This is a genomic window from Streptomyces caeruleatus (assembly GCF_001514235.1).
Taxonomy (GTDB): domain Bacteria; phylum Actinomycetota; class Actinomycetes; order Streptomycetales; family Streptomycetaceae; genus Streptomyces; species Streptomyces caeruleatus.
This window is the reverse complement of the sequence record NZ_KQ948930.1, coordinates 129,442-141,852: the sequence shown is the minus strand read 5'-3', so window position 1 is coordinate 141,852 and position 12,411 is coordinate 129,442. Positions and strand designations below refer to the sequence as shown.

Sequence of the window (12,411 nt, the reverse complement as noted above, 5' to 3'; positions counted from 1 at the left end):
GGGCGAATTCCGGTAGCCCGCCTCAGGGCAGCCGTCGTACCGGTGAACCCGCCAGGTACGCCTGGATGTCCTCGACCGCCTGGCCGTAGTACGTCGCGTAGTTGGCCTGCGAGACATAGCCCAGGTGGGGGGTGGCGAGCAGCCGGGGAGCCGTGCGCATCGGGTGGTCGGCGGGCAGGGGCTCGACGTCGAACACGTCCACGCCGGCGCCGGCGATCCGGCCCTGGCGCAGGACACCGAGCAGAGCGTCCTGGTCGACGATCGCCGCGCGCGAGGTGTTGATCAGATACGCCGTCGGCTTGAGCAGGGCGATCTCGGCGGGCCCGAGGAGGCCGCGGGTGCGGTCACTGAGGGCGAGGTGGATCGAGACGAAGTCGCTGTCGGCGAGCAACTCCTCCTTGGAGGCCGCCAGATGGACGCCCACCTCGTCGGCGTACTCCTTGGTCAGATTCTGGCTCCAGGCGGTGACGTGCATGCCGAAGGCGAGACCGACCCGGGCCACCCGGCTGCCGATCTTGCCGAGGCCGAGCAGCCCGAGCCGACGCCCGTGCAGGTCGGCGCCGACCGTCTGCTGCCAGGGGCCTCCGGAGCGCAGGGCGCTGCTCTCCTCGACGAGACCGCGGGCCAGGCCCAGCAGCAGCGCCCAGGTGAGCTCGACCGGCGGGGTCGAGGTGCTGGCCGTGCCGCAGACGGTGACGCCGTGCGCCTCGGCGGCGGCGTAGTCGATGACCGTGTTGCGCATGCCGGAGGCGATGAGCAGCTTCAGCCGGGGGAGCCGGGCGATCAGGGAGGCGTGGAAGGGGACGCGCTCGCGCAGGGTGACCACGATGTCGAAGTCGGCGAGGGCCTCGGCCAGGGTGTCCTCGTCGGGGAAGTGGGTCGTGAACGGGACGACCTCCACGTCGTCCGCGAGCGGCGACCAGTCGGCGACCCGCGTCGCCACGTCCTGGAAGTCGTCGAGCACAGCACAGCGCAGCCGCACGGGGGTTCCTCTCCATGGCCGGGGCACCGACTGGACCGACTTTACGGAACGGGTCCGACAGTCGGGGTGGTGGGTGCGGCGAGCCCTGGCGCGATTGACCCGCGGCGGGTGTGTCACCGACTGTTGATCACGGCGCGCGGACCGCCGGCCAGAGGGAGGCCCACCTTGTCACCACGCATCCTCGTCACCGGAGGCAGCGGCTTCGTCGGCGGCCATGTCGTCGCGGCCGTACGGGAGTCGGTACGGGAGTCGGTAAGGGAGTCGGTAAGGGAGTCGGCAGGGGAGTCGGCAGGGGAGTGGCAGGACGGCGACACGTCGCCCCCGGTCCGGCTCGTGTTACGCGATCCGGGGAGGCTGCCGGACGCCGACGCCGACGCCGACGCCGGCGTCGACTCCGACGCCGACGCCGACTCCGACGCCGACGCCGACGCCGACTCCGACGCCGACTCCGACGCCGACTCCGACGCCGACTCCGACGCCGAGGCGGTGGACGTCGTACGCGCCGACCTGACCGACCCGCCGTCGCTGGGCGGAGTCTGCGACGGCGTCGACGTCGTCCTGCACTGCGCCTCCCACATCGGCGCCGACGAACGGCTCACCGAGGCCGTCAACGACTACGGCACCCGCGCCCTCGTCGAGGAGGCGACGCGCGCCGGAGTGGCCCGCGTCGTTTACGTGAGCACGGCCGCCGTGTACGGCCGAGGACCCTTCACCGCCGCGCTCCCGGGCGGGCCACCCCTCGCACCGGCCTCACCGACCAGCCGTTCCCGTGCCGCCGCCGAGCGGCATGTCCTGGACGCGGGCGGGGTCGTACTGCGCCCCCACCTCGTGCTCGGGGCCGGCGACCGCTGGGTGGTGCCCGGCCTGGTCACCGTGTTGGAACTGCTGTCGGCGCGCATCGAGGGATGCGTCGCCCGGCAATCGGCCGTCGACGTACGGGCGTTGGGACGCGCGGTGCTCGCCGCCGGGCTGTCGAAGCGGGAACTGTCGGGCGTCCATCACGTCAACCACCCCGAACCGGTGGGCACTTCGGAACTGCTCGACACGGTCGCCGACCTGCTCGGCCTACACCTGCCGGGCGCTCCACTGGACGTCGACGAGGCCCGGACACGACTCGCCGGGCAGCCGCGCGCACTGCACCACCTCGACATGCTCGCCGTGGACCACTGGTTCGCGGACGACGGGTTCTGGGCCGGGGTGGGGGTGGATCCTGGGCCGGGGTTCGCGCAGGGGGTGGCCGAACACGCGGGGTGGTATGGGCGGTTCCTGGGCGGCTGACGGCTGACGGCTGACGGCTGACGGCTGATGGCTGATGGCTGACGGCTGATGGCTGACGGCTGATGGCTGACGGCTGACTCCTGACGGCTGATGGCTGAGGGCAGGCCCGCCGGCGCTTCCACGTACGCAACACTCCTCCTCATCCCTCTCCTTCTCATCCCTCTACGGACACAGGGTCTTCGTGAACATCGAACGCGCACTGACCGGCAAGATCGCACTGGTCACCGGGGCAGGCCGCGGCATCGGCCGAGCCATCGCCACCCGCCTCGCCCGTGACGGGGCGCTGGTCGGCGTCCACTACGGGCGCAGTGAGGCCGCCGCTCTGGAAGTCGTAGGGGAGATACGGCGCAACGGCGGGCGGGCCTTCGCGCTCGGCGCCGAGCTCGGGGTGCCCGGTGACGCCGCCGCGGTCTTCGAGGCCTTCGACGCAGGGGTGCGGGAGGAACTGGGCGGCGAGGGGACGGATGCCGGGGCAGTGGGTGCCGGAGCAGCGGGGGTCGAGGCAGCGGGGGTCGAGGCAGCGGGTGTGGGAACGCCGGGTGCCGAGGGCCCGTTGGACATCCTGGTGAACAACGCGGGGGCGAGCGGTTCGGGGCCGGTGGGGCAGGCGGTGCCCGAGGTCTTCGACCGCATGATCGCTGTCAACGCCAAGGCGCCGTTCTTCCTCGTGCAGAACGCGCTGCCGCGGATGCGCGACGGCGGCCGTATCGTCAACGTCTCCTCCCTCGCCACGCGGCGCGCCTTCCCCGAGTCGCTCGCGTACGCCATGTCCAAGGGCGCGCTGGACACGATGACCCTGGCTCTGGCGAAGGAACTCGGCCCTCGTGGCATCACCGTGAACACGGTCGGGCCGGGGTTCGTCGAGACGGACATGAACGCCCGGCGCAGGACGACTCCCGAGGCGCGGGCAGCCCTGGCCGCACGGTCGGTGTTCGACCGGATCGGCAGGCCCTCCGACGTGGCGGACGTGGTGGCGTTCCTCGCCTCCGACGACTCCCGGTGGATCACCGGTCAGTATCTGGACGTCAGCGGGGGCACCGACCTGTGACAGCGTGACAGATTGCATCCGCAACTGGCATGCTCACGGTCGCGATCATTGTCGACATCGGGGGAACGATGAGTACGGGGCCTGGAGGGTTCTCGGCAGGGGCCGAGTCCATCGACGGCAGTTCGCATCTTCTGAACGAACTGGCCGGACTGCTGTACGCCGGGCGCATGGACGGGGAGAACGCCACGCAGTGCCGCGTGCCGCGCTCGCACCCCCAAGTGGCCGAAGCGGTCGAGGACTTCGCGCGCTATGCGCAGGACCAGTACGGCGACCTGGTGACGTTGCTGTCGGCGCTGTCGACCAAATTGCGGTCGACGGGGAACGCGTACGTGCGGGCGGACGCGACCGCGCAGCGCGCGATGGACGACCTGCTCGACAAGGGCCGTTACGTCGCGCCCGAGGACCGGTGAGCGCCGTGGCCTACCGTGCGGACGTGGAGTTCCTCGACGCGTCGAACCCACAGCTGATCGAACGGACCGCGGCCGAGTACGGCCGCCTGCACTCCCTGCTCGCCTCGTGCGACGACGACTTCCGCAAGGCCGGCAAGGTCGAGTGGGAGAGCGAACACCGGGAGCGCTACACCAGGCGGCTGAAGGAGGCGCTCGATCTGGCGGAGCACCTCGCGGCCGCCTTCAGGCGCGTACGCAAGGCGCTGGACGACTACGCCACGGCCGTCGAGCGGGCCAAGGGGCACTTCGAGAACGGGCGGACCACCGAGGACCGGCTGGTCGAGGTGATGTCCCGGGAGGCACAGGCGATCACTCCCACCGCGCGCGCCGCCGAGCCGCTGCGCCAGTGGGAGGACCTGCGCGCCACGACCGGTTTCCTCGACTGGGTCGCCGAACTCACCGTCGACGTGGACGCGATCCGCGAGGAGGCCGAGCAGTACTACAACGCCACCAGGGACCACTACGGCGACGCCGAGCGCGTGGAGTCCGCGGCGCGGGAGGACTGCGTGCACGAGATACGCGCGGCCCTGCGGTCCCTGCCGGACTTCCGCGGTGGGGACAGCGGCTACCCCGCGCTGCTGGTCGGCGCCGTGGACGCGCTGCGCCGGGAGGTGGGCGAGGCCGGGCACGACCCGAACACCCAACTCCCCGGCACCGGCACGAAGGTCGACGCGATCCCCGGGGTGTCGGGCGACACACCGGTCTCGCCGTCACTCCAGCGCATCCGGGACCGGCTCGCGCGTCTGCCGGCCGCGCAGGACCACTACCTGTATCTGCCGTCCGACGACGACGCAGGGCGCCGCCAGTACATCGCGGGCAACAAGGCGCTGATCAACGACGCCGCGCAGAGCTCCGGGCTGCCTCCCGAGATGGTGGCGGGCATCGCCTGGATGGAGGTCGAGGGCGACCCCTCCTGGATCGACGAGGCCGCCTACGGCGTACGTCGTCACATACCCGGCACCGGGGAGGCCGACCAGACCTCCATGGGCCCGATCGCCATCCAGGTACGCCGGTCCGCCGAAGTCCTCGGCTACGACCCGCAGAACCTCACCGACGCCCAGCGCGAGGAGGTGGTCAACGCCTCCAAGGACCCGGGCCAGAACATCTACATCGCCTCGGAGTACCTCGCCCAGCTCAAGGCCGAGAGCGAGTTCGCCGACGTTCCGCCCGAGCGGATGACGAGAGAACAGATGCAGGAACTCGCGGCCCGCTACAACGGCGGCCCCTACTACCGCAGCGACGACGCCCAGCGCTACGGCCGCGGATTCGACGGCAGCGTCGACGACGCGAAGCGGGCACTGGAGTCGTGACCGTGCCGCCGGAGCCGCGGGCTCCACAGACGCCGCAGACGCCTAAAGCGTCGTCGTCACGGCCCTCGCGACTGAAAGGCGCCGCCTGCGCGACCCTGCTGCTCACGGGCCTCCTGATCTCGGGCGCCGCCACCACCGTCGCCTACCTGTCCCACCCACTCGGCCCCTGGGACCACCAGGCCTACGACCACATCCACCTGTTCGGAACGATCGGCCTCACCTGCGCTCTCATCACCGCACCGATAACCGCGCTGGCGGTGGCGCGCCGGTGGCTGCGGCCGTGGTGGCTCGTGCCGTGCGTGGTGCTGACGGCGGCGGCTTGGGGGCGCGTGACTTTGTTCCTGCCGGCCCGCTGACCTGATCCCGACCTGCACGAAACGGCCCTGACCAGCAAAAACGCCCTCCCGAAGGAGGGCGGAGCATGGGCGCCCCCGGCAGGACTCGAACCTGCGGCCAAGCGCTTAGAAGGCGCCTGCTCTATCCACTGAGCTACGGGGGCCGGCTGTGGTGGCCTCGGTCGTGGTGCCCTGGTGAGGCTGACCCGTGACGACGCCGGAGACAAGGATAGGGCTCCCGCATCCGTGTCCCTGCTGCTTCGCCTCCGTGGCTCGATGTGGAGGTTCGGTGAAGCGGTCCTGATAATCGCAGGCAGGTGCGAATCGCGCACCGCTTTTGGCCTCTTGCGCCCCGGGTGTTGTGCACTCGTTATGCCTGGACTGTCCCCGTGTCCCAGTCATCCCTTCCATCCCTTGTGTCCCGTCGGCGCGCAGACATGCTCATATGCTTCAGAAATCCCCTAAAATTGGGCATTCTTCGCATGTGGTGACCTTGGACGTACGGCCTCAGCTGCTCGACGCACTTTCCGCCCTGCGCGACCGTGTCGCCGCCGCACGCTTCCCGCTGCCCCTGGCGGGGGCGCCACGCGCGCGTGCCAACCGCGACGAACTGCTTGCGCAGCTCGACGACTATCTGGTGCCCCGCTTGAAGGAGCCCGAAGCGCCCTTGCTGGCCGTGGTGGGAGGATCCACCGGCGCCGGCAAGTCGACGCTCGTCAACTCCCTCGTGGGCCGGCGCGTGACCGAGGCAGGCGTGCTGCGGCCGACGACGCGTAACCCCGTGCTGGTCTGCCATCCCGAGGACCATCACTGGTTCAGCGGGATGCGGGTCCTGCCCGACCTCACACGCGTGTGGGTGACCGAACACGATCAGGCGGACGAGCTGATGCTGTCCGCCGAGGACTCCGCGCGCGTGCTGCGGGTCGAGACCGCCGACACGCTGCCGTGCGGCCTCGCCCTCCTCGACGCGCCCGACATCGACTCCCTGATCGCCGACAACCGTGTCCTCGCCGCGCAACTGATCTGCGCGGCCGACATCTGGGTGATGGTGACCACGGCCGCGCGCTACGCCGACGCCGTCCCCTGGCATCTGCTGCGCACCGCCAAGGAGTACGACGCCACCCTGGTGACTGTTCTCGACCGGGTGCCCCACCAGGTCGTGTCCGAGGTGTCCCGGCAGTACGGGGCGCTCCTCACCAAGGCCGGCCTCGGCGACGTACCGCGCTTCACCGTGCCCGAACTGCCCGAGTCTGCCTGGGGCGGCGGACTGTTGCCGGCCACGGCGGTGGCACCGCTGCGCACCTGGCTCAGTCAGCAGGCCCAGGACCCGGGGGCGCGGGAGCACGCCGTCGCCCGTACGGCCCACGGCCTCCTCGACTCCCTCAAGGTCCGCATGCCGGAGCTGGCCAACGCCGCCGCCGCCCAGTACGCGGCGGCACTGCGGCTCACCAACGCCGTGGACAGCGCGTACGACAGCGAGTACGCGCGCGTGCGGAGCCGCCTGCAAGCCGGTGCCGTGCTCGCCGGGGACGCGCTGAAACGCTGGCGCGCCTTCCCGCTCGACAGCACCGCCGGTGAGCTCCTCGACTCGCTGGTGGAGAGCCTCAGCACCCTCCTGCTGTGCGCCGTCACCGCCGCCGACGAGCGCGTCGACGACGCCTGGCGACGCGAACCCGCGGCCGCCGCCCCCGAACTGACGGGCCGTGACCCACGACCCGCGAGCGTCGAGCACCGCATCGGTGTGGCCGTACGGCGCTGGCGCAGGGAACTCGAGGAGTACGCGGAGGACGAGGTGAGCGTCCTGGACCGCAGCGTCGCCCCCGACTCCGAGGTCGTCACCGCACTCGTCGCCACCGCCCTGCTGGGCGGACGCCGGGCGCGGTCCGCGGGGGAGGGGCTCGCCGAGCGGATCGGGGCGCACGGGGCGCTGCGGCTGCGCGACCGGGCCGGGCGGCTGCTCAACGAACACCTGGACCGCGTCATGCACAACGAACGCGAGCGACGACTCGCCCCGCTCGACGCCCTGGAGGTCCACCCCGAGCCCCAGGCCGAACTCATCGCCGCGCTGTCCGTACTGCAGAAGGAGAGGTGACCGGTGACTGCTGTCACTGACCAGGACCACACCGAACACGCCGATCAGCAGGAGGACGGCGCCGCCAAGGACGACGAGCGCGAGCACCACGTACCGGTGAGCGCACCCCCTGTGGACGCCGCTGGTGAGAACGGCTTCCCCGCGGCGGGCGACCGCGCGGAGGGAGAGCCCGACGAGGGCGAGGATTCCGCAGGTGCCGAGGAGCCGGAGATGCGCAAGCTCTGGAGGAAGCTGGCGAAGCAGGAGTGCCGCGCGGGCGACGACCACGCGCGCGTGGAGCATCCGCGGCTGGAGCCCTCACGCGCGGAGCCTCCACGCGCGGAGCCCCCACGCCTGGAGGACGGGGAGCCCGACGACACGCCCGCGCGCGTGGACGTCCCCGACTCCGGCGGCCGCGAGGGCGGCGACGCACAGGTGCGTGCCGCGGTCCCTGAGCCCGGGGGGCGTAAGGGCGCAGACACCTCCCGGCGTACGGAATCCCCCGCCCGTAGGGAGTCCCCCGCCCGTACGGCACCCCCCACCCGTACGGACTCCGCCGCCGGCACCGAAGCGTCGACCGGTGCGGATGGCCCCACCGGTACCGAATCCGCGTCCCCCTGGGACGACGGGCTGATCGCACGGAGGGTGAATGAAACCGCTGCTCCGGAGCAACCCGCCATCGTGGAGCCGCGCGCTTCCGGGGCGCAGGTCGTGACGCCGCTCGCGTACGACGGCGCGCTGCGGTCCCGGCTGGACGCGCTGCGCGAACTGGTCGGACTCTCGCGCACCAGGCTCGACAACAGGACGCTCTCCGAGGCGGGCCGGGTCCTCGACGAGGCGGCCGCCCGCCGCAGGCTGTCCGGGCAGCACACGGTCGTCGCCATCGCGGGCGCCACGGGCAGCGGCAAGTCGCAGCTGTTCAACGCGCTCGCCGGAGTGACCATCTCGGAGACGGGCGTACGACGGCCGACGACCGCCTCACCGCTCGCGTGCAGCTGGAGCGACGGCGCGGTCGGCCTCATCGACCGGCTCGGCATCCCGCCGAGGCTGCGGCGGCGGCCCGCGCAGAACGCGGCCGCGGACGGGCAGCTGCGCGGGCTCGTCCTCGTCGACCTTCCCGACCACGACTCGGCGGCCGTGCAGCACCGCGAGCAGGTCGACCGCGTCCTGGCGCTCGTCGACGCGGTCATCTGGGTCGTCGACCCCGAGAAGTACGCCGACGCAGTGCTGCACGAGCGCTATCTGCGGCCCATGGCGGGGCACGCCGAGATCATGTTCGTCGTCCTCAACCAGATCGACCGGCTGCCCGGCGAGGCCACCGACCAGGTTCTCGACGATCTGCGGCGGCTCCTGGACGAGGACGGCATCGCGCTGGGCGAGCACGGCGAACCGGGCGCCGTCGTACTCGCGCTGTCCGCGCTCACCGGGGACGGCGTCGGCGACCTGCGGGAGGCGCTGGGCCAGTTCGTGGCGGAACGCGGGGCGGCCGCGCGCCGCATCTCGGCCGACGTCGACGCCGCCGGGTGGAAGCTGCGGCCTGTGTACGCGGCGCGACGGCGCACCGGGCTCAGCGAGGAGGCGCGCGACGAGTTCTCCGCGCGGCTCGCGGACGCGATCGGCGCCACCGCCGCGGGCGAGGCCGCCGAGCGGGCCTGGCTGCGCAACGCCAACCGCGCGTGCGGAACGCCCTGGCTACGGCTGTGGCGCTGGTACCAGGACCGGGGCGAACCCCCGACGGGACGGCTGTCCCTGCGGGCGCAGACGGACGAGGAGGCCACCGCGCGGCAGCGCGTCGAACAGGCCGTGCGAACGGTCGGTGACGAGGCGTCGGCCGGGCTACCCACACCGTGGGCGCAGGCGGTGCGCGAGGCGGCCGTACGGGGTGCCCAGGGGTTGCCGGAGGCGCTGGACGAGCTGGCCGCACGGGCCGGACTGCCACCCGGGCGGCCCCCGCGGCCGGGCTGGTGGCCGGCGGCCGTCCTGGTCCAGGCGTCCATGACGATCCTTCAGGTCATCGGCGGACTCTGGCTGGTGGGCCAGATCGTCGGGGTCATGGCGCCCAACCTCGGTGTGCCGGTGCTGCTGATGGTGGCCGGTATCGCCGGTGGTCCGCTGGTCGAGTGGGGCTGCCGGATGGCGGCCCGGGGGCCCGCCAGGCGGTACGGCCTGGACGCGGAACGCCGATTGCGGGAGGCGGCGGCCGGCTGCGGGCGGGCCCGGGTGCTGGATCCGGTGGCGGCGGAGCTGCTGCGGTACCGGGAGGTCCGGGAGCAGTACGGGCGGGTCATGGGGGTGGGGTCTTCGGCGCGGTGACCCGGGACCAGCGGGGTCATCAGAGCCAGAGCCTAGGGACGTGACCTGCGACCAGGAGGCCCCTTGCGACCAGGAGGCCCCCTGCGACCAGCGGTTGACCCGGTCGGCGGGGCGCGGGTCACCCGTTCGAGTGGCGGAGATGTCCACAGGCGAGCGGTGGTCCACAGGGCTCAGCGGGCTCGGCCCGACGGAGGCAGTCTGGCTTCGCGGTGATCGCGACGGAAGCGGTCGATCGCGGTGACGGCGGCGCACCAGGACGTACCTGGCCGCGTGGCCGTCATGTCGGACGCAGCCGTACGGGACGGGCCCGTACGCGTATCGGCCCGGCGGGAGCGGCCGGGTGAGGGAGGGGTTCGCGATGAACGAGACGATCATCTGCGCGGTGGGCAACGTGGCGACGCAGCCGGTGTACCGGGAGCTGGCGACGGGGCCGTCCGCGCGCTTCCGGCTGGCGGTGACCTCGCGCTATCTGGATCGCGGGAAGAACGAGTGGACCGACGGACACACCAACTTCTTCACGGTGTGGGCCAACCGGCAGCTCGCGACGAACGCCGCCGGGTCGCTGAACGTAGGTGACCCCGTCGTGGTGCAGGGCAGGCTGAAGGTGCGCTCGGACGTGCGCGAGGGGCAGAGCTGGACCTCGGCCGACATCGACGCGACGGCGATCGGCCACGACTTGGCGCGCGGCACCTCGGCCTTCCGCCGCATCCCCAGGCCGGAGACCGGAGCCACCACCGCGTCACCAGCGCAACCCGAGCCCGACTGGGAGACACCGCCCGCCGAGGTGGACGCGAACGCGGACGTGGGCGTCCAACAGGCCCCAGAGGCCGTCATGGTGACGTGACGTCAGTCACCCGAAGCGGCTGACCGAACTGCGGCTTATCGGCGAATGCGTTCCGAACGACCCCGGTGGATTTGTCGATAAGCCCTGCTCATAAGGGATCTTGGCGATAACGATTCCGAGTCGGATCGGCCCTCCGACGGGATCCCAGGGAAGCGTGGTGCGTCGCGTACCTAGGATGCCGGACGTAGCTCTCGGGGCTTCTGATTCTGCTGGTGGGACCGTTCCCCCCACGTCAACGGGTCCTGCTCGAAGGGGAATTCTGTGTTTGCTGCGTTCTCTGCGCTGTCGGTCCACAGGCGGCGAGGGGCGGCCCGTGTCGCCGCCGCGTCCTTGGTGTCCGGGCTCGTCGCCGCCTCGGTGTGGGCAGGCGCCGGCCCGGCCGCGGCCGACGAGGCGGCGTTGGGTCAGGGCGGGGCGACGGCCACCATCGGCGGCCTGAAGACGTACGGTGCCGCGATCGTCCACGCCGACTCCGGCGACCAGGAGATCTCGGCCGGCCTGTTCGAGATGTCCGTCGACGGCGGCGGCATGCTGCAGACGTACTGCGTCGACATCCACAACCCCACGCAGCGCGACGCCAAGTACCACGAGACGCCCTGGAGCGGCACCTCGCTGGGCGCCAACAAGGACGCGGGCAGGATCCGCTGGATCCTCCAGAACTCCTACCCCCAGGTGAACGACCTCGCCGCGCTCGCCGGCAAGGCGGGCGTCAAGGGCGGCCTCACCGAGCAGGACGCGGCGGCCGGCACCCAGGTGGCCATCTGGCGCTACTCGGACGGGGTGGACGTCGAGGCCGTCGACCCGCAGGCCGAGCAGCTCGCCGACTATCTGCAGAAGAACGCGCGCGGCGTGGCGGAGCCCCAGGCCTCGCTCACGCTGGACCCGCCCGCGGTCTCCGGCCACTCCGGGGAGCGGCTGGGACCGGTGACGGTGCACACCAACGCCGGCAGCGCGACGGTGACGCCGCCCGCGGACGCCGCCACCAGCGGGGTGCGGATCGTGGACAAGGACGGCGGGGCCGTCACGTCCGTCGCGAACGGCAGCCAGGTCTTCTTCCAGGTGCCCGAGAAGGCGGCGGACGGCCAGGCGGAGCTGACCGTGCAGGCGTCGACGACCGTGCCCGTGGGCCGTGCCTTCGCCGCCGAGAGCCGCAGCCAGACGCAGATCCTGGCCGGCTCCAGCGAGTCGACGGTCTCGGCGACGGCGACCGCGACCTGGGCCAGGACGGGTGCGATACCCGCGCTGTCGGCGGTGGAGAACTGCGCCAAGGGCGGCGTCGACATCACCGCGGCCAACGAGGGCACCGAGCCGTTCGACTTCGAGCTGCTCGGGGTGAAGTACAGCGTCCCCGCGGGCAAGTCGCAGACGGTGACGATCCCTCTGCAGGAGGACCAGGCCTACGACTTCACCATCGAGGGGCCGGGCGGTTTCGAGAAGCGGTTCACCGGCGTGCTGGACTGCAAGACGCAGGTGAGCGAGGCCGACGAGGCGGGCGACGCCACCCAGACCCTCAGTGAGCCGAGCCCCGCCACGGTGGGCACGGACTCCGACGACACCAACCTCGCCGCGACCGGTGGTTCCGCCATGACCCCCCTGATCGCGGGCATCGCCATCGGCCTGGTCGTGATCGGCGGCGCGGCGCTCGTCGTCGTGCGGAACAAGCAGCTGCCGACGCAGGACTGAGACCGACCCGAAGCCGACCAGGGGCCTGATCCGCTTCCGCGGACCAGGCCCCTGGCGTTGGACCGTGCGTCACGGTCCGTACTCCACCGGTGTTACGG

At 72.0% G+C, this 12,411-nt stretch carries 10 protein-coding genes and 1 tRNA gene; 9 read left to right on the top strand and 2 right to left on the bottom strand.

The features are described 5' to 3' along the window. Window positions 1–22: 22 nt before the first annotated feature. Window positions 23–982 carry a D-2-hydroxyacid dehydrogenase family protein gene (locus AQJ67_RS21735; protein ID WP_062720724.1) on the bottom strand — a complete coding sequence of 320 codons (960 nt, stop codon included), beginning with the start codon at window positions 980–982 and terminating at the stop codon, window positions 23–25. Between the two features lie 165 nt (window positions 983–1,147). On the opposite strand from AQJ67_RS21735, the gene AQJ67_RS45425 reads away from it, so the two are divergent. From AQJ67_RS45425 to AQJ67_RS21710, 5 genes are all read left to right on the top strand, one after another. Beyond that, window positions 1,148–2,260 carry an NAD-dependent epimerase/dehydratase family protein gene (locus AQJ67_RS45425; RefSeq protein ID WP_062720723.1) on the top strand — a complete coding sequence of 371 codons (1,113 nt, stop codon included), beginning with the start codon at window positions 1,148–1,150 and terminating at the stop codon, window positions 2,258–2,260. Window positions 2,261–2,441: 181 nt separating this feature from the next. Beyond that, complete coding sequence (locus AQJ67_RS21725; protein ID WP_167366215.1) at window positions 2,442–3,308, top strand: SDR family oxidoreductase; 867 nt, start codon at window positions 2,442–2,444, stop codon at window positions 3,306–3,308. A gap of 29 nt (window positions 3,309–3,337) precedes the next feature. Beyond that, a complete protein-coding gene (locus tag AQJ67_RS21720; protein WP_244190546.1) occupies window positions 3,338–3,718 on the top strand; it encodes a hypothetical protein in 381 nt (126 codons plus the stop codon). Between the two features lie 5 nt (window positions 3,719–3,723). After that, complete coding sequence (locus AQJ67_RS21715; RefSeq protein WP_063807351.1) at window positions 3,724–5,067, top strand: lysozyme family protein; 1,344 nt, start codon at window positions 3,724–3,726, stop codon at window positions 5,065–5,067. After that, window positions 5,064–5,423 (top strand): hypothetical protein, encoded by a 360-nt coding sequence (locus tag AQJ67_RS21710; RefSeq protein WP_159058805.1) that lies wholly within the window; start codon window positions 5,064–5,066, stop codon window positions 5,421–5,423. Before AQJ67_RS21715 ends, AQJ67_RS21710 begins: the two co-directional genes overlap by 4 nt. Before the next feature lie 70 nt (window positions 5,424–5,493). Here AQJ67_RS21710 and AQJ67_RS21705 read toward each other — a convergent pair. Next, window positions 5,494–5,566: transfer RNA gene (locus AQJ67_RS21705), tRNA-Arg, on the bottom strand. Window positions 5,567–5,886: 320 nt separating this feature from the next. On the opposite strand from AQJ67_RS21705, the gene AQJ67_RS21700 reads away from it, so the two are divergent. The 4 genes from AQJ67_RS21700 (at window position 5,887) to AQJ67_RS21685 (ending at window position 12,313) form a co-directional block, all read left to right on the top strand. Then, a complete protein-coding gene (locus tag AQJ67_RS21700; RefSeq protein WP_062720720.1) occupies window positions 5,887–7,494 on the top strand; it encodes a dynamin family protein in 1,608 nt (535 codons plus the stop codon). A gap of 3 nt (window positions 7,495–7,497) precedes the next feature. Further along, on the top strand, window positions 7,498–9,786 hold the full coding sequence (locus tag AQJ67_RS21695) for a GTPase (protein WP_079056088.1): 2,289 nt from the start codon (window positions 7,498–7,500) through the stop codon (window positions 9,784–9,786). A 358-nt stretch (window positions 9,787–10,144) separates the two neighbouring features. Continuing rightward, window positions 10,145–10,630, top strand: coding sequence for a single-stranded DNA-binding protein (locus AQJ67_RS21690; RefSeq protein WP_062720719.1), 486 nt, complete (start codon window positions 10,145–10,147; stop codon window positions 10,628–10,630). Between the two features lie 261 nt (window positions 10,631–10,891). Then, window positions 10,892–12,313 (top strand): Cys-Gln thioester bond-forming surface protein, encoded by a 1,422-nt coding sequence (locus AQJ67_RS21685; RefSeq protein WP_062720718.1) that lies wholly within the window; start codon window positions 10,892–10,894, stop codon window positions 12,311–12,313. The last annotated feature ends 98 nt before the right edge of the window (window positions 12,314–12,411 follow it).

Coding starts and splice junctions, on each gene's coding strand:
- AQJ67_RS21720 (WP_244190546.1), top strand. CDS start 3,338: ATGCTCACGGTCGCGATCATTGTCGACATCGGGGGAACGATGAGTACG.
- AQJ67_RS21690 (WP_062720719.1), top strand. CDS start 10,145: ATGAACGAGACGATCATCTGCGCGGTGGGCAACGTGGCGACGCAGCCG.